This window comes from Streptomyces sp. NPDC107471, assembly GCF_055582845.1.
The window spans coordinates 148,028-163,846 of record NZ_JBVJPC010000014.1 but is presented as its reverse complement, the minus strand read 5'-3'; the positions used below and the strand labels follow the sequence as shown (position 1 = coordinate 163,846).

Annotated in this window: 16 protein-coding genes; 3 read left to right on the top strand and 13 right to left on the bottom strand. The window is 70.0% G+C overall.

Going from position 1 to position 15,819, the window contains the following annotated elements; genetic code table 11:
* Positions 1-61: 61 nt before the first annotated feature.
* From ACZ66S_RS35930 to hisD, 6 genes are all read right to left on the bottom strand, one after another.
* Positions 62-1,744, bottom strand: coding sequence for a glycoside hydrolase family 13 protein (locus ACZ66S_RS35930; RefSeq protein WP_469905757.1), 1,683 nt, complete (start codon positions 1,742-1,744; stop codon positions 62-64).
* Entirely contained in the window at positions 1,741-2,595 is an 855-nt protein-coding gene (locus ACZ66S_RS35925; protein ID WP_469905756.1) for a nitrilase-related carbon-nitrogen hydrolase, read from the bottom strand. The genes ACZ66S_RS35930 and ACZ66S_RS35925 overlap by 4 nt, the downstream gene beginning before the upstream one ends.
* Entirely contained in the window at positions 2,592-3,398 is an 807-nt protein-coding gene (locus ACZ66S_RS35920) for a carbohydrate ABC transporter permease (protein WP_469905755.1), read from the bottom strand. Before ACZ66S_RS35920 ends, ACZ66S_RS35925 begins: the two co-directional genes overlap by 4 nt.
* Positions 3,395-4,429: a carbohydrate ABC transporter permease gene (locus tag ACZ66S_RS35915; RefSeq protein ID WP_469905754.1), complete on the bottom strand. Its 1,035-nt coding sequence runs from the start codon at positions 4,427-4,429 to the stop codon at positions 3,395-3,397. Before ACZ66S_RS35915 ends, ACZ66S_RS35920 begins: the two co-directional genes overlap by 4 nt.
* Positions 4,426-5,787: an ABC transporter substrate-binding protein gene (locus ACZ66S_RS35910; RefSeq protein WP_469905753.1), complete on the bottom strand. Its 1,362-nt coding sequence runs from the start codon at positions 5,785-5,787 to the stop codon at positions 4,426-4,428. Before ACZ66S_RS35910 ends, ACZ66S_RS35915 begins: the two co-directional genes overlap by 4 nt.
* A 275-nt stretch (positions 5,788-6,062) precedes the next feature.
* The gene (hisD, locus tag ACZ66S_RS35905) at positions 6,063-7,382 is read right to left on the bottom strand and encodes a histidinol dehydrogenase (protein ID WP_469905752.1); all 1,320 of its coding nucleotides are present in this window, start codon (positions 7,380-7,382) and stop codon (positions 6,063-6,065) included.
* A gap of 88 nt (positions 7,383-7,470) precedes the next feature.
* Between hisD and ACZ66S_RS35900 the strand changes: the two genes are divergently transcribed.
* Positions 7,471-8,388 (top strand): LysR family transcriptional regulator, encoded by a 918-nt coding sequence (locus ACZ66S_RS35900; RefSeq protein WP_469905751.1) that lies wholly within the window; start codon positions 7,471-7,473, stop codon positions 8,386-8,388.
* Positions 8,389-8,506: 118 nt separating this feature from the next.
* Here the strand turns inward: ACZ66S_RS35900 and ACZ66S_RS35895 are convergent, their stop codons facing one another.
* Both ACZ66S_RS35895 and ACZ66S_RS35890 read right to left on the bottom strand, forming a co-directional pair.
* Entirely contained in the window at positions 8,507-8,884 is a 378-nt protein-coding gene (locus tag ACZ66S_RS35895; RefSeq protein ID WP_469905750.1) for a toxin Doc, read from the bottom strand.
* Complete coding sequence (locus tag ACZ66S_RS35890; RefSeq protein ID WP_469905749.1) at positions 8,884-9,123, bottom strand: hypothetical protein; 240 nt, start codon at positions 9,121-9,123, stop codon at positions 8,884-8,886. The genes ACZ66S_RS35895 and ACZ66S_RS35890 overlap by 1 nt, the downstream gene beginning before the upstream one ends.
* A 258-nt stretch (positions 9,124-9,381) precedes the next feature.
* Here ACZ66S_RS35890 and ACZ66S_RS35885 point away from each other — a divergent pair, with 258 nt between their 5' ends.
* The gene (locus ACZ66S_RS35885; protein ID WP_020120489.1) at positions 9,382-9,660 is read left to right on the top strand and encodes a GlsB/YeaQ/YmgE family stress response membrane protein; all 279 of its coding nucleotides are present in this window, start codon (positions 9,382-9,384) and stop codon (positions 9,658-9,660) included.
* A gap of 194 nt (positions 9,661-9,854) precedes the next feature.
* Here the strand turns inward: ACZ66S_RS35885 and ACZ66S_RS35880 are convergent, their stop codons facing one another.
* The 5 genes from ACZ66S_RS35880 to ACZ66S_RS35860 all read right to left on the bottom strand — a co-directional run bounded on the left by ACZ66S_RS35880 (position 9,855) and on the right by ACZ66S_RS35860 (position 14,770).
* A complete protein-coding gene (locus ACZ66S_RS35880; protein WP_469905748.1) occupies positions 9,855-10,445 on the bottom strand; it encodes a DM13 domain-containing protein in 591 nt (196 codons plus the stop codon).
* A gap of 144 nt (positions 10,446-10,589) precedes the next feature.
* Positions 10,590-11,120: a hypothetical protein gene (locus ACZ66S_RS35875; RefSeq protein ID WP_469905747.1), complete on the bottom strand. Its 531-nt coding sequence runs from the start codon at positions 11,118-11,120 to the stop codon at positions 10,590-10,592.
* A 14-nt stretch (positions 11,121-11,134) separates the two neighbouring features.
* The gene (locus tag ACZ66S_RS35870; RefSeq protein ID WP_469905746.1) at positions 11,135-12,157 is read right to left on the bottom strand and encodes a DUF4232 domain-containing protein; all 1,023 of its coding nucleotides are present in this window, start codon (positions 12,155-12,157) and stop codon (positions 11,135-11,137) included.
* Between the two features lie 246 nt (positions 12,158-12,403).
* Positions 12,404-14,158: an NlpC/P60 family protein gene (locus tag ACZ66S_RS35865; RefSeq protein ID WP_469905745.1), complete on the bottom strand. Its 1,755-nt coding sequence runs from the start codon at positions 14,156-14,158 to the stop codon at positions 12,404-12,406.
* A gap of 231 nt (positions 14,159-14,389) precedes the next feature.
* Positions 14,390-14,770 (bottom strand): hypothetical protein, encoded by a 381-nt coding sequence (locus ACZ66S_RS35860; protein WP_469905744.1) that lies wholly within the window; start codon positions 14,768-14,770, stop codon positions 14,390-14,392.
* A 410-nt stretch (positions 14,771-15,180) separates the two neighbouring features.
* Between ACZ66S_RS35860 and ACZ66S_RS35855 the strand changes: the two genes are divergently transcribed.
* The gene (locus tag ACZ66S_RS35855; protein WP_469905743.1) at positions 15,181-15,774 is read left to right on the top strand and encodes a TetR/AcrR family transcriptional regulator; all 594 of its coding nucleotides are present in this window, start codon (positions 15,181-15,183) and stop codon (positions 15,772-15,774) included.
* Positions 15,775-15,819 lie beyond the last annotated feature (45 nt).

Genomic DNA, 15,819 nt, shown 5'->3' with positions numbered 1-15,819 from the left:
ACGTCGGGCGGGGCTCCGGCCGGTGGTCGCCCGCCGGCCGGAGCCCCGCGTCAGTCCCTCATCAGTCCCGCACCAGCCACACCGTCGTATCCGGCGCCACGTGATCCCTCACCACTCCGGAGGTGATCACGAGGTGGCGGGAAGGGGGCAGTGGGATCGGGTCGGGACTGAGGTTGGTGATCACTTCGATCTCACCGTTGGTGATGTGCAGGACATCGTCGGGGGACGTCTGCCAGCGCAGGTCTCCTGTTCCGAGCCGGTGGTGGCGGCGCAGGCGCAGCAGGTCGCGGTAGAGGTGCAGCGTGGAGTCGGGGTCGTCGCGCTGGGTGTCGGCTGCGTAGGTGCCGTAGTAGGCGGGCTGCGGGAGCCAGGTGTCGGGGGTGTCGCTGAAGCCGAAGGCGGGGCCCTGGCTGGTCCATGGCATAGGGACGCGGCAGCCGTCGCGACCGCGGATGCGGTGGCCGGAGCGTTCCCACACCGGGTCCTGGCGGGCCGCGTCCGGCAGGTCGGTCGCCTCGGGGAGGCCGAGTTCCTCGCCCTGGTAGAGGTAGGCGGAGCCGGGCAGGGCCAGCATGAGGGCGGTTGCCGCTCGCGCGCGGCGCAGGCCCGTCGCGCGGTCGGGCTGGGGGTCGTCGGCTCCGACGCCGTGCTCCAGGGCGACGGGACCGTCGTATCCGAAGCGGCTGGCGTGGCGCATGACGTCGTGGTTGGACAGGACCCAGGTGGTGGGGGCGCCGACCGCGTCGTTGGCCGTCAGGGACTCGTCGATGACGGCGCGCAGGGCGTCCGCCTGCCAAGGAGTCTCCAGGAAGCGGAAGTTGAAGGCCTGGTGCATCTCGTCGGGGCGGATGATGCGGGCGGCGCGCTCGGGCGGGAGCCAGGCCTCGGCGCACAGGATGCGGTGGCCGTCGTAGGTGTCCAGGAGTTTGCGCCAGGCGCGGAAGATGTCGTGGATGCCCTCCTGGTCCCACATGGGGGGCATGACGCCGTCGACGGGTTCGATGACTCCGTGGGTCTGGTGGGGCCAGTCGGGCAGGCCGTCGACCTTGACGAGGGCGTCGCAGACGTCGACGCGGAAGCCGTCGACGCCGCGGTCGAGCCAGAAGCGCAGGGTCGTCTCGAAGTCCGCGCGGACGGCGGGATTGTCCCAGTTCCAGTCGGGCTGGCCGGGGTCGAACAGGTGCAGGTACCACTGCCCGGGGCGGCCGTCGGCCTCGGTGACGCGGGTCCAGGCCGGGCCTTCGAACATCGACGTCCAGTCGTTGGGCGGCAGGTCGCCGTCCGGGCCGCGGCCGTCGCGGAAGTGGAACAGGTCCCGCTCCGGGCTGCCCGGGGCCGCCGCCAACGCGGCCTGGAACGCGGTGTGTTCGCTGGAGCAGTGGTTGGGCACGAGGTCGACGACGACGCGGATGCCCAGGGTGTGGGCCCGGGCCAGCAGGGCGTCGAAGTCGGCGAGGGTGCCGTAACGGGGGTCGACCGCGCGGTAGTCGGCGACGTCGTAGCCGCCGTCGCGCTGGGGCGAGGGGTAGAACGGCGAGAGCCACAGGGCGTCCACGCCGAGGTCGGCGAGGTGGTCCAGGTGTGCGGTGATGCCGGGCAGGTCGCCGGTGCCGTCGCCGTCGCTGTCGGCGAACGAGCGCGGGTAGACCTGGTAGATGACCGCGGTGCGCCACCACTCGCCGTCCGCGGCGAGGCGGGCGGGCGCGGACGCCGGCGCGGGCGGTGTGGTGTCGGCGGACGTCATAGCTGGGGGCTCTCCTGGGCGTAGAGGTCGGTGCGGCGGTCGCCGAGCAGGTCGTTGTGCGGGGAGAGGGTCTTCTCCCGGGACAGGTGGAGGAAGAGGTCGGCGACGACCCGGGGCCGCTCGTCGGCGGCAGCGGCGGTGATCCAGCCGTACTGGTTGATGACGGCCGTGCCCTGCGTCCATGCCTGTCCGCGTTCGGTGCCGCCGCGGTCCGCGCAGGCGATGTAGAGGCCGTTGGCCCGGGCGGCGGCCTGCGCCTGGATGATCTCGGCGGGGCGTTCGTCGGCCGGGCGCTCCTCCAGGGGCCAGTTGGTCGGCACGACGATGAGGTCGGCGCCGGCCGTGGCCAGTCGGCGGGGCATCTCGGGGAACTCGAGGTCGTAGCAGATCAGGACGCCGACGCGGCCGTGCGGGGTCGTGACGACCGGCGCCATGCGCTCGCCGGGGGTGAAGAACAGCGTCTCGCGGTCCCACAGATGGGTCTTGCGGTAGACGGCGCGCACTCCGCTCGCGTCGACGACGGCGGCGCTGTTGTACAGCACCGGGCCGCCGTCCTCGCAGAGGCCCAGCACCACGACGGTACGGGTGCCGGCCAGGAGGTCGCCGAGGTCGGTGAAGAAGGCGTCGTCGGCGGTGATCGCCGTGCGCCGGGCTTCGTCGGCGTCGGCGAAGACGTAGCCGGAGGTGGTCAGTTCGGGCAGCACGACGATGTCGGCACGGTCGGCCAGGGCGCGCCGGACGGCATCGAGGGCCAGCTCCTTGTTGCGCGCCAACTCCCCTATCTGTGGGGCCAGTTGTTCGCACACGACACGGGTGACGCCGGTGTCCTCGGGCAGCAGGGGCGCGGTCACTTGACGGCTCCTTCGGTCAGGCCGCTGATCAGGCGCCGCTGGAGGAAGACGTACGCCAGCAGCACCGGCAGGGCGACCAGGACGGCGGCGGCCGCGGTGACCGCCGGGTCGCTGGAACGGGCGGCTCCGGAGAAGAAGGACAGCGCGAGCGGCACGGTCTGCACCGAGGCGTTGTCGGGCACGAGGATCAGCGCGAGCAGGAACTCGTTCCAGGTGAACAGGAACAGCACCGTGCTCAGCGTGGTGAGGGCGGGCCCCGCGATGGGCAGGACGACCAGACGCAGGCTCTGCAGCCGGCTCGTACCGTCGATGCGCGCCGCCTCCAGCAGCTCCACCGGGACGGACGCGAAGAACGACCTCATCCACAGCACGCCGAGCGGGATGGACAGGGCGATCTGCGGCAGGATCAACGCGCCGTAGGTGTCGACGAGATGCCATCCGGTGAGCAGCTCGTACAGCGGCAGGACCGTCACCTCGTACGGCAGGACCAGGCCCACGAGCAGCAGGCCGACGATGATCCGGCCGCCCGGCACACGCATGGTGGCCAGCGCGTAACCGGCCAGGGCGGCGAGCACCACGGTGACCACCACGACGGTGACGGCCACCAGCGCGCTCGACAGCAGCGCGGACCCGAACCGGCCCTGGGTCCAGGCCGTGGAGTAGCTGGCGAAGGAGATCCCACCGGAGCCGGCCACCCCGTGCAGGGACGAGACGACGATCGACACCAGGGGGAAGACGGCGACGACGGACGCCAGGACGAGCAGCGCGTGGGTGGCGACGCTCTCGCTGCGGGCGATTCTCATGACTGCACCTTCCTGCCTGGCCTTCCGGTCCTGCCCGACCCGGCGAAGCGGCGGAACGGGCGCTCGCGTTCACGCAGCGCGAGCTGTACGACGGTGACGACGGCGAGGATCACCACGGTCAGCACGATCGCCAGCGCGGAGGCCCGGCCGAGCATGCGGTTCTGGAACGCGTCCTGGTAGACGTACAGGCTCGGCACGGTCGTGGTGGTGCCGGGGCCGCCCCGGGTGGTGTTCCAGATGAGGTCGAAGTTGCGCAGCGCGAAGGTGACCGTGAGGATCAGCGCGATCGAGATCTGCGGGCGCAGGGCGGGCAGGGTGATCGCGAAGAACTCCCGTACGGGCCCGGCGCCGTCCAGGCGTGCCGCCTCGTAGGTGGAGCGGTCGATGGCGACGATGCCGCTGAGGAAGAGCACCATGCACAGCCCGTACTCGACCCAGGCGCCGATCACGCCGATCGACGGGAGGGCGGTGTCGAAGTCGCCCAGCCAGCTCGTGGCGAACCGGCCCAGTCCTACGGCCTTGAGGACCGAGTTGACGGGTCCGTCGACGGCGAGCAGGTTCCGCCAGGCGACGGCGACGACGACGCTGGAGAGGATCTGCGGCAGGAACAGCACCGCTCGGAACACCGTCAGTCCGTACACCCGGATCCGGGACATGGCGCCGGCCAGCAGGAGGCCGACGCAGACCGGCAGGACGGCGTAGAAGAACAGCAGGACCAGTGAGTGCAGCAGTGCGGCGCGCAGCGCGCTGTCGGTGAAGACGGCCGCGTAGTTGTCCCAGCCGACCGGCGTGCCCTGGGTCAGGCCGTCGTAGGCGTAGAACGAGTACCAGACGGAGATGCCGATGGGGTACAGGACGAAGACGGCGAAGAACGCCAGAGCCGGTGCCACGTACAGCAGCGAGGACCAGGACACGGAGGAGACGTAGGCCCGGAGGGAGGGGCGGCGGGGGCCGTGGGGGCGGCCGGTGCGGGCCGCCGGTGGGGCCGGGGCGGTGGCGCCCTGCTTCGGGGTGGTGGCCGCGGTGGTCATTGCGCCTGCCTCGCCTTGAGCCAGGACGCCTGGACGGCCTTCAGGAACTCCGCGTCGCCGGTGCGCCCGGCCATGACCTCCTGGAGCTTGCCGCCCATGACGTTGAGCATGTCGGAGGCGGTCCAGTCGTAGTAGCCGACCTGGGTGCCCGCGGCGATCGTGCGCTTGAGGGCGTCGAGGGTCTGGGTCTGCAGGCTGTTGGTGCCCTTCACCCCGTCGGTGACGACGGGCAGCCGCCCGGTGTCGAGGATCACCTGTCCGGCCTTGGGTGTGTGCAGGGCGGCGAGGAAGGCGACCGCGGCGGGGGTGATCTTGGAGGAGGCGGAGATGTGCCACGGCGAGGCGGTGGCTCCCGCGCCGCCGGTGGTCAGCGCGCCGAATCCGAACTTCGCCGGGTCGAGCGTGGCCCCGTTCCACGAGCCGCCGACGAAGAAGACGCCCGACCCCTTGGCGAACCGGCTGATGGCGTCCTCGTTGCTCAGTCCGTCGTAGCCGGAGCCGAAGTAGCCCTTCTTCGCCCACTCGGCCATCGTCCCGGCCGCCTTGGCGTTGCCCTTGGTGACGAAGGTGGTGCCCGCCTTGCCGCCGATCCAGTCCCGGATCGACGCCGGCGTCTGCTCGGTGACGGCCAGGTCGGAGAAGATGTGGGTGGCGGCGTACTGGTCGCTGTTGCCCAGCATGATCGGCTGCTTGCCGGCCTCCTTGACGACCGGCAGGTCCTTTTCGAGGTCGGCGAGGGACTGCGGGGGCTTCAGACCGAGCTCCTTGAGCTGGGCCTTGTTGTAGTAGATGCCCTGGACCTCGCTGATGGGCGACATGCCGTAGAGGTTGCCGCTGCCGAAGGCGGTGCCCGAACCGTTCCAGCGGGCAGGGGCGAGGGTGCTCGCGCCGGTGCCGGTGATCCAGCCGTAGGCGGCCGCCACGTCGTCCAGGGGGCGCACCAGTTTCGCCTTGACCAGGGCCCCGTCGACCGCGTAGCCGATGTTGCCCTCGAACAGGTCGGGCGGGTTGGTGCCGGACGCCGCGTTGACGACGGTGGCGATCAGGTCGTCGAAGCTCTTGTAGGTGATGTCGACCTTGACGTTCGGATACTGCTTCTCGAACGCCGGTACGACCGACTTCATCAGCGGCTTCTCCGCCTGGTCCGCCCACATCCGCAGGGTCACGTCACCGAGGGCGGCGACCTGTTGCGCTGTCACGGGGTCGGTGATGGCGACGGTGCCGCCGGCGGCGGTCCCCTTGCCTGCCCCCGGCGGGCTGCAGGCGGCGCAGGCGAGGAGCGTGGCCAGCGCGACGGCCACGGCGGCGCCCGCGGCGGAGCGGGGCGGGCCTGCGCCTTCGCGTCGTAGCGATTTCATATCGTGCACCGGTTCTCTGTGCTGATGGCTGGATCGTAGAAGCTGCTGGTGGCTGGTTCGGGGAGGCTGTCGGTTGCTGGGCCGGGGGTTGTCCGGTGGATGCCGGGGGTTGTCCGGGGGATGAGGAGACGTTTCCGCGGAGTGTCTGCCGGGTGCCGGCTGGTGGTGCGTGGCCGCCCGACGTGCCCGGGGTGGGGCCGGGGCCGGGGCGTGTGGGGTCCGGGGCGGGGCCGGGGGCTTGTCGGGCGGGCCATGCGTGCGGGGCGCCGGGCGGGTCAGCCCGCGTAGGTGCGCAGGCGCAGGGTGGCCGTGGCCTCGTGGGCGGCCATGCCCTCGCTGGCGGAGATCACCTCGACCGCCTCCGCCAGCAGCGGCGTGGCCTCACGGGCGATGCGCTGGTAGGTGAGCGGCTTGAGGTAGCGGGAGACCGACAGTCCGGCACTGTGCTTGGCGCCGCCCGCGGTGGGCAGCGTGTGGTTCGTGCCGGCCATGCCCTTGTCCGAGTAGGCCACCGTGCTCCAGTGGCCGAGGAAGAGCGAGCCGTAGTTGTGCAGCGCGTCGTGGTACCAGTCGTCCTCGCCGGTGTGCACCTCCAGGTGCTCCGGGGCGAGCTCGTCCATCACCGCGACGGCGTCCTCCCGGCTGCCCACCAGGATGACCGAGCCGTAGTCGCGCCACGCCGGGCCGCAGATGTCCCGGGTGGCCAGGGTCGCGAGCTGTCGCTCGGCGGCGGCGATGACGTCCCGTCCCAGGCGCTCGGAGGTGGTGACCAGGGCGGCCGGCGAATTGGGGCCGTGCTCCGCCTGGCCGAGGAGATCCGCCGCGACGGCCTCGGCGTCGGCGGTCTCGTCGGCGATGACGGCGACCTCGGACGGGCCCGCGAGCAGGTCGATGGCGACCGTGCCGAACAGTTGGCGCTTGGCCTCGGCCACGTAGGCGTTGCCCGCGCCGACGATCATGTCCACGGGCGGCCGGTCCAGCAGGCCGAAGGCCATGGCGGCCAGGGCCTGCACACCGCCCAGTACGTAGAGGTGGTCGATGCCGGACAGGTGCGCGGCGTAGGTCACGGCGTCGTTGCCGCGGCCGTCCGGCTGGGGCGGGGTGCATCCGACGACGGTCGGGACGCCCGCGGCCTTGGCCACACCCACGGTCATGAAGGCGCTGGCGGTGAGCGGGAAGCGGCCCGCCGGCAGATACGCCCCGACGGCTCCCACCGGCACGTACCGCTGTCCCACGACCAGGCCGGGGGCGATCTCCTCCTCGAAGTCCGACAGGTGCGCGCGCTGCAACGCGGCGAAGCGCTGTGTGCGCTCGGCGCCCAGCTCGATGGCCGCCCGCAGCTCCTTCGGCAGCCGGTCCCCACTCTGCGCCACCTGCGCCGCGTCCAGTTCCACCGCGCCGTCGGGCTGGCCGTCGAGGGAGCGCGCGTACCGGCGGATCGCGTCGACGCCGTCGCGCTCGATGTCCGACAGCATGCGGCTGACGGTCTCGATCACCTCGGGGTCGCGCTGGGCGGGCGGCGCGTCGACGTCCGGAGCCTTGAGCAGGGTGAAGCGGTTGGCGAAATCGGTGGTGAAGCGGTGGCTCAATTTCATACAGCAGAGCCTGAGGCAGCGCCTGACCCAGGACAAGGCCGTCTTGTCCTCGACCCTGCATAGGGTTGCCCTATGGCACCATGACGACATGTCCTCCCCTCCCGTCGCCGCGATCACTCTCAACCAGCTCCGTGCGTTCCTCGCCTCGGCGCGACTGGGCACGTTCTCCGCCGCCGCGGGCGAGCTGCGGACCACCCAGCCCTCGGTCTCGGAGCTCATCAGACGGATGGAGGACCACTACCGGGTGCCGCTGTTCACCCGAGGGCCGCGACGCCTTGTCCTGACCGCGGCCGGCGAGGAACTGCTGCCCTACGCACAGCAGGCGATCGAGGCCGCCGACGGCGCGGACCGCGCCCTGCGCTCACTGACCTCCCTCGACGGGGGCGTGGCCACCTTCGGCCTGCTGCGCAACGCGGACTACTACTTCCTGTCCGAGCTGCTGGAGACCTTCCACACCCGCCATCCCAAGGTGCGGCTGCGGATCGTCGGCCTCAACTCCGTGGAGGTCGTGGAAGCCGTGGGCGCCGGCGACCTGGAGGCCGGCCTGGTGGTCCTGCCCATCGACGCCGAGGGCCTGGAGGTCACCCCCCTCATGCGCGACGAGGTGGTCTACGTCTCCGCCGACCCCGGCCACACCGCGCGACCGGTCACCATGGCCGACCTCGCCGCCGCGAACCTCATCCTCTACGACGCCCACTACGGCTGGCGGGACCCCACCCGCCGCCAACTCGCCGAACGCGCCCAGGTGGAGGGCGTCACCCTGTCCGCCGCCATCGAGGTCGAACACGTCGAATCCGCGCTGCACATCGTCGCCCGCGGCGCGGGAGACACCATCGTCTCGCGAGCGGTCGCCCGCAGCCGCGCCTTCCCGGACAACCTGCACACGGTCGAGTTCGCGGAACCCCTGTACGACACCATCGCGGTGGTCCGACGCCAGGGATCGGTACTGTCACCGGCCACGCGGGAGATCACTCGGTTGGCTCGGCGGATGTTGCTGGCTCATTGAGGGGGTGTGAAGTGAGGTGCTGTCAGGGCGAGTTGGCAAGGATGGCATCACCGGGGGCTTCGTCGCAGGCAGGCTTGCAAGAGACAAGTGACACCGCACGGGCGGCAGCCGTTCCGGATCAGATCCTCCAGGCCCGGATCTCGTCGGCCGCTTCGGGGACCCGCATGCGTGAGTCGCGGATCTTGCGTACGAGGTCGGACAGGGCGCCGTAGGGCGGGTCGATTCCCTCGCCGGACTGGTCCATGTACTGGGCGGCTACGAACGCGGCGAAGAGGCTGTTGCGGAAGGGCAGCGGCTCCAGGCGCACGATGGTGTGCATGAGCGCGGCCGCGCGCCAGGCGGCGTCCGGGTCGGCTGCGTGGAGGGTGGGCAGTCTGGTCCTGTGCCGGGCCACGGCGGCGACCAGGGCGGAGTAGTCCTCGACGGACATGTCCTCGGAGCCGAGGGCGGTTTCCTGGACGTCCAGGAGCCAGGAGACGTCGATGTGCAGGTGCATCAGGCGGCAGCAGTCCCGCCCTGGCGTTCGGCCGGGGGCACCTCGTCGGGGAATGCGTCGTCGAACTCGTCGCGCAGGCGGTCCGCCCAGGCACCCGCACCCGCGATGAACTGCTTGCGCTGCATCTCGCGCACGCCGAGGTCGTGCAGGTACTGCTTGAGGCTCTTGCCCTCGGCGGCCGCGGCCGCGCGGACGCCTTCGAGTTCTTCCTCGGTGAACGGCACGTTCAGGGATGGCATACACCAGATGGTACCTAGTAGGTACCGGGCAGGGGAACCGTCAGTCGTGCCACTGGAGGAGGACGCATGTCGGCCCGGCGGGACAGGATTGCCGCGCGCTTCCCGGGCAATCCGATCCGCAACGGGCTCGGGCACGTCGCTTCAGGCGCCTGGACAGGAGCGACCACCCGTCCCCATATCGATCATCTTTATTCCAGGTTTATCTTCCCCGTCCGGGCGCATTCGGGTGAGGAAGGTATTTCTGAACGAGGAGGAGACGTGGGCATCATCGCCTGGATTCTGATCGGCCTGCTGGCCGGCGCTATCGCCAAGCTTCTGCTGCCCGGCAAGGACCCGGGGGGCATCATCATCACCATGCTGATCGGCATCGTCGGCGGTCTCCTCGGAGGCTGGCTCGGCAAGGTGATCTTCGGTGTCGACTCGATCGACGGTTTCTTCGACCTGTCGACCTGGATAGCCGCCATCGTCGGCTCGCTCATCCTGCTCGTGCTGTACCGCGTGGTCACGGGCAACCGGCGGTCCCACCGCCACGCCTGACCTGCCGACCTGGGCCGACCTTGTCGTGCAACGTCAGGCAGGCTGAGGCGAGCAACGCCGTGACACGCAGCCCGAAAGCCGCGTAACACGGACGCACTCACAACTGATGCGGGCCACGGACATCCTGTCCGTGGCCCGCATCAGTTGTGTCCGCCCCCTGCGGACTCTTCCGACCGGGCTGTCGGCAAAACCCGTCAGGCGCGCGCGAGTTCAGCCGCGCCGAAGGACACGTCGAAACGGTCGCACCAGATGCTCACGCTGGTGAAGGCGGAGGGATCGATGTCACCGGGCACGGTGTAGTTCTGGCTCCCCTTGTTGCCCTTGAGCTTGCCGAGGCTGACGTGCTTCCCGTCGTCGAACACCCGCCAGCCCGCACTCCCCTCCTTCACCGGCGCGTCGGTCAACCACACCCTCAGGTCGGGGCCGTTGCTGGTGTCGAGGTCCTCCAGCCGGACGACATGGGAGCCGTCGGCCAGCCGCACGAGCCTCACCGTGCCCGAGGTCGCGTGCTCGTGGCTGATGAGGTCACCACGCGCCACCGTCCGCGGCTCCGCGTCCGGGCTGGGCGCGGCCGACCCGGAGCCCGTGGGCCCGCCCATCGACGGGATCGGCGCGGTCGCCGCACTCGGCGCGGTCACGACTTCGGGCAGCGCCTCCTCCACCGTCTTGTCCTGCCACAGCTTCCACGGCTGGAACCAGTACAGCCCGAAACCGAGAGCGGCAACCGCCACCGTCAGCATCCCCACGGCCAACGGCCTGCCCAACGTCTCCCGCACGCGCCCCATCCCGGCCTCACTTCGACGGATCTTCCCTGTCGGCACCTCATTCAACGGACCGAACGGCCGTGACGCAGCCGGTGACGGGATGACGAAATCCTTACGTCTCCCGCGTCTGGTGGAGGACAGTGGCGACCTCGGAACCTCCGCAGCTCACAACGTCCTGAACTGCCGCACCAGCGTCCCCGGGTCCCGTACGACCTGCCACAGGCCGATCGACAGCAGAGCCAGGCTGATGGTGAGGCAGACCCAGAACACGAACTGGCTGCCGCTCGCCAGGTCGTGGGTGCTGCCGTCCTCGTAGCGGCAATAGGCCTGCGGGGGAAACGCCTTCGACGTGCCTACGCCGCCGTAGTACATGGAGCACGGGTCCTCGCCGGGGTCCTTGATCGTGTCGTCCGCCGTGACCACCAGGAGCCAGGCCAGCGCCGTCACCGGAACCGTGCCGAACACGATCATCTTCGTCCAGGTCGGCAGACGGGGGTGTCCGAGGAGCCCGAACAGGGCGACCAGGACAAGCAGGAACACCGCGGCGACGACCCCGGCGGTGAATCCCCTTCCGAAGACCTCCTCCAGGAGCCAGAGGACTCCGGCCACCGGCGGTGCAGTGAAGAGGACGACCTTGATGCCGGGTGGGATGCGTGGATGCACGAGCAGGTAGCCGGCGAGCGCGAAAGCGATCACGGCGAGGAGCGTGATCACGGCCGCGCGGCGGGAGAAGCGGGGCCCCTGTACGTCTCGTCCTTGCGCCACGGGCCGACGCCGAGCTTCCCGGTCGTACCGAGGTCGAGTTCCGGCACGACCGTCACGGGATCGGCAGCGGGTGTGGCCCAGACACGGACGTAGGGCGCGTTCACCGGTGCGCCGGCCTGGGTGGTGTTGCGCCAGGCCAGCCCGGCCACCGCGGCCTCCCCCGCTCGCAGGACGGTCAGTTGGGGGCCGTCGTCCCCGCCGAGGCCGGTACTGATCTGATCCGTCCCCTGAAGGATCCGCACGCCGTCCACGGGGTGATGGTCCTCGTCCTGGAGCGCGAGCTTCGGGTAGCCGTTGAGACGGATGGGCTTCGTACCGCAGTTGACCAAGTGCAGCCCGACGACGCGCAGGCCCATGGCCGCGTCCCCCTCGTCCGCGTAGACGTGCATACCGGACTCCGGACATGTTCCGGAGGCGGACGACGCCTCGCCTTCGGGAACGCTCCGCACCTTGATCACTTTTACGCCCGTCACCTCGGGTGCGTTGCCGACCCCCTCCCCCATGGCGACGGTGCCCTTGACGACCTGACCCGGCCGGACCGCCTCGACGGTCTTCCGCAGGTTCTCGACCGCGCCTCGGGACGTCGAGAGGAAGCTGAAGGTCAGCTCGTAAGTGGCCGCCTCCGTCTGCCGGTTGGTGAACTCGAAGTCCGCGCTGTAGTCGACTCCCGTGCAGCCGCTCTTCGAGCCCCAGGCGTACAGCGCGGTGATCTTCACGCCGTCTCCGTCCGTACCGTCACCGTTCGCGGCGGGCAGAGGCAGCTTGGTGGGCGTGCCGGAGGGACGGACGGACGGCTCCGAGGACGGCAGGCTGCCGTACTGGGGCGAGTCCGGAGGACACAGTGCCTCGGCTCTCACCGGGCCGCCACTGCCGTCGTCCCCGCCTGGCGAGGCGCTCTCGGAACCACAGGCGGCGAGCAGCAGGGCAGCGGCGAGGACTGCGGGAGCGGTGCGGGAGGCGGTCGACATCCACCCACCCCACCAGGAGGAACTCCTGCGGGCTGTGGCGGAACCCACACCTCCGGTCACAGGGGTGTCACAGATCATGTTGGAGGGCCTTCCGCAGAACGCCTATATCCGTGCCAGCAGGGCCAGTTCGGGCCGCCCGGCAGCCCGAGAGCTGGGCACGGTCTCGGGCCGCCGAAGGTCACAGCACGGACGCCTGCGCCGGATGGGCCCCACCGGTTCACGACAACGCCGTCCCGCTGCCCGGGTTCAGATGCGACGCACGGTGTGCAACGTCCTGGCGTACGTCCCCGAGCCGTCGAGGAGGGACGCGCCGCCGAGGTCCGACATGGTGGGTCCGTTGACCGTCTTGCGGCTGGAGAGGAAGCGGCGCTTGCCGTCGCCGTCGAGGCCCAGGTAGATGCCGACGTGGTCGACCGTCAGGCTGACCCCGTCGTCACTGGAGTCGGCGTTGAACAGCACCAGGTCGCCGGGTTGCAGCAGCGTTGCGGCGGGCGGGGTGGTCCCGGTGGCCCGGTCGACGACGACGCCCGGTGCGTAGTCGGCGATGTGCCGTGACTTGCGCGGGATCCGGGTACCCGAGGTGTCCTCCTCGGCGGCCAGGGGCACGCCCAGGTGGTAGCCGTAGACCATGCGTGTGTAGCCCGAGCAGTCGAGGTTGCCGACCTGCTTGCTGGACGGCCCCTTGTACGTACCGTCCGGGAAGGTCCACCCCACCTTCATGTACTCGTGGAAGTCGGCGCCTTCGAGCCGGTAGCCGTGCGTGTCGAGGTAGCCGTAGCCGGCTTCGCCCAGCACCTGCCTCCCCTGGGCCGGTCCTGCGCCGGCCGGGATCGCCGCAACGCCGCCGAGGAACATCGCGGCGTGGGCGAGGACGTCCGGGGCGGCGGATCCGGCCCAACCGCGGATCGTCCGCTCCAGCTCGGCCGTCCAGGTGCCGTCGAACGGTTCGGGCAGCAGGCGCACCCAGTCGCCGTGGGTGACGGTCGGCAGGACGGCCCAGTTCGCGGCGTCCACCTCGAGGCGGCTCACGGAGAGTTGGACGGGCAGGTTGGTGCAGCCCTCGTTGGCCAGGGCGCGCACGCCGACCCGGCCCTTGGTCAACGTGGGTGTGGAGTCGGTGATGTCGAAGGCCCACGACGTCGGCTCCGGTGACGCGGACTGCCAGGCCCTGGCCCGGATCCGGGTGCCCTCCCGCCGCACTCGGATCGTCCAGCCGGTGCCCGCCGGCACGCCCGTGGCCACAGTGATGGCCGAGGCCAGCGAGGTCACGCTGTTGGTGACCTCCTTCTCCAGCCGCATCTCGACCGTCCCGGAGGTGAGGAAGGACAGCCGCGCGCGGTAGTGGTTCTGGGTACTGCCGTAGCCGAAGGTCAGCGCGAACGAACAGGCCTGCCCCGTGGGGACCTTGTCGAAAGCGGCGGTGCAGCGCACGTCGACGTCGGTGATCTCGTCGTCGCGCAGACTGGCGTGCCGGCTGTACCCGGCGGTCGTGAGGTCGATGATTCCGGCGCCCGGCACCACCGAGAAGTCGGTCCTGAAGGTCTCGGAGGTGACCCAATTGCCGCCGCCCGGCGAGGTGCCCCAGTACGCCCGGTCCGCCTCCTCCAGCGTGAGGTCCGGCAACGTCCGCTCGAAGTCGTCCACGAAGGACCGCTTGTTCTCCGCGAACGTCCTTTGCGGGCCGGGCAGTACGACGGTCCGCGCGCCGTGGGTCAGCAGCGCGACGCGCGTGCCCCCGGAGGTCACCTCGGTGCGGGCCGGGGTGCCGGAGAGCACGGTGGTGGTGAGGGGGGTGGCCAGGCTCACCGGGGTGAAGTGCGCGGCGCCCAGCGGTGCCATGGACACCCACGAACGGGCCGAGGACAGCCCACCCGGCCCGGGAAAAGCCGGCACGTCCGCCAGCGCGGCGGCCCGCGCCGGGGCGGCGGTGAGGCCGGTGAGCGGAGCGGCGGCTGAGGCTGCCAGAGCGGCGAGGAGTCTTCGCCGGGATGTGTGAGACATGTGCTTGATGATCCGTCACCGCTTACGTGCCTAGAAAACCGGGGTCGGTCGGCGGGAGAGCTGCGCATCGGGCACGCATTAGGCCACCAGCGGATCCCCGTACGGATACGGGGAATTGGCTGGTGGCCTTCGTCATGGGACGAGTCGTTTACTTCGACTGCGTGAAGTACCTATTCAACGCCTACTGGTCGAGCTCCCGAACAGCGCGATTGCGCGCCATTGCAACGGAGTTCAGCATTCGTTGGGAACGTTGCCCGTCTCGCTCCCCTTCAGCAGGCCGCCCCAGATCCAGCTCGAACCCGAGCCGAGCAGGACCCACTTGTCGTGAGAGTAGCCGTTCTGGCTCACCCACTGGCCGTGCGCCCAGCATATGGCGCTGAGCTGGTAGTTGGCGGGGACCGTGTAGTTGACGCTGCACGCAGTGGACGCACAACTGCGGATGTTCGCGCTGGTCCAGGTGTAGACCCACGTGTTGGCGGCGATTCGGTCGGACGTCGCCGTGCGGGCGTCCCGGTCACCGGACGCCGCCGCCGCGGCAGTGGGCGCGGACATTCCCGCGGCGGCCAACAGCCCTGCCGCGACCGTGGTGATGACCTTGGCTCTCATACGCATGAAAAGCATCCCCCTGTTGCCACTCGGCCCGCTGGAATATCCAGCATGGAAAACGCTAACTAACACCGGTCCACCTAGTTAGTCATGTACTGGCCAACACCTGACTGAGAGGTGCCATTCCGTTACGCCTGCACATCGAGGGCATACCGGGCATCTGAGCAGGCACATTTCTTGCATGCACTGCAACCGGCACCCGCCCACTGCGGGAGCGGTGTCCAATAGCGGATCAGTACTGAGGCCTAAGAGAAACCCGGGGCTTTGTTCCTGGTCACTCGGCACTTTCCTGGCATGACCATGCGAGGTGCTGTACCGCCCGGCGAGACATGGCGAGATTTGCCCCGGGAGGCAAGCCCCGGCACCCGTGGGCACCCATCGGAGACGACTGGTCTATTCGTTGTTACGATGGGCCCATGGCTGCCACCGCACGCACCACAGACACCCGCCGCAGCATCCTCGACGCCGCCCAGCGGATCATGGCCCACAAGGGCTACTCCGCCGTCGGCATCAACGAGGTGCTCTCCGAAGCCGGCGTCCCGAAGGGCTCCTTCTACCACTACTTCGCCTCCAAGGACGCCTTCGGCGAAGCACTCCTGAAGAGCTACTTCGAGGAGTACGTCGTCGACATGGACCGCGCCCTCGCGCTGCCCGACGCGACGGCGGCCGAGCGACTGATGGCCTACTGGCGGCAGTGGCGTGAGACGCAGAGCCTGGACGAGTGCCAGGGCAAGTGTCTTGCCGTGAAGCTCGGAGCGGAGGTCGCCGACCTTTCAGAGTCGATGCGACTGGTACTCAAGGAGGGCACCGACGCGATCGTCGACCGGATCGCGCGCATGATCACTGCCGGTGCCGAGGACGGCTCCATCGCGGTGGACGGTGACCCGCGCGAAACGGCACAGGCCCTGTACGACCTGTGGCTCGGAGCGAGCGTGATGGCGAAGATCCACCGCGAACTCGCCCCTCTGGACACCGCGTCGGCGGTAACGCGGCAGCTTCTGCACGTCTGACGCGAAGGACGTCGGGACAGGGGCACCTCACGCACAGCCGGGTGC

Excerpts from the sequence above, each read along its gene's own strand:
- ACZ66S_RS35930 (WP_469905757.1), bottom strand. The coding sequence starts at position 1,744 with ATGACGTCCGCCGACACCACACCGCCCGCGCCGGCGTCCGCGCCCGCC.
- ACZ66S_RS35920 (WP_469905755.1), bottom strand. The coding sequence starts at position 3,398 with ATGAGAATCGCCCGCAGCGAGAGCGTCGCCACCCACGCGCTGCTCGTC.
- ACZ66S_RS35915 (WP_469905754.1), bottom strand. The coding sequence starts at position 4,429 with ATGACCACCGCGGCCACCACCCCGAAGCAGGGCGCCACCGCCCCGGCC.
- ACZ66S_RS35910 (WP_469905753.1), bottom strand. The coding sequence starts at position 5,787 with ATGAAATCGCTACGACGCGAAGGCGCAGGCCCGCCCCGCTCCGCCGCG.
- hisD (WP_469905752.1), bottom strand. The coding sequence starts at position 7,382 with ATGAAATTGAGCCACCGCTTCACCACCGATTTCGCCAACCGCTTCACC.
- ACZ66S_RS35900 (WP_469905751.1), top strand. The coding sequence starts at position 7,471 with ATGTCCTCCCCTCCCGTCGCCGCGATCACTCTCAACCAGCTCCGTGCG.
- ACZ66S_RS35895 (WP_469905750.1), bottom strand. The coding sequence starts at position 8,884 with ATGCACCTGCACATCGACGTCTCCTGGCTCCTGGACGTCCAGGAAACC.
- ACZ66S_RS35890 (WP_469905749.1), bottom strand. The coding sequence starts at position 9,123 with ATGCCATCCCTGAACGTGCCGTTCACCGAGGAAGAACTCGAAGGCGTC.
- ACZ66S_RS35880 (WP_469905748.1), bottom strand. The coding sequence starts at position 10,445 with ATGGGGCGCGTGCGGGAGACGTTGGGCAGGCCGTTGGCCGTGGGGATG.
- ACZ66S_RS35870 (WP_469905746.1), bottom strand. The coding sequence starts at position 12,157 with ATGTCGACCGCCTCCCGCACCGCTCCCGCAGTCCTCGCCGCTGCCCTG.
- ACZ66S_RS35865 (WP_469905745.1), bottom strand. The coding sequence starts at position 14,158 with ATGTCTCACACATCCCGGCGAAGACTCCTCGCCGCTCTGGCAGCCTCA.
- ACZ66S_RS35860 (WP_469905744.1), bottom strand. The coding sequence starts at position 14,770 with ATGCGTATGAGAGCCAAGGTCATCACCACGGTCGCGGCAGGGCTGTTG.
- ACZ66S_RS35855 (WP_469905743.1), top strand. The coding sequence starts at position 15,181 with ATGGCTGCCACCGCACGCACCACAGACACCCGCCGCAGCATCCTCGAC.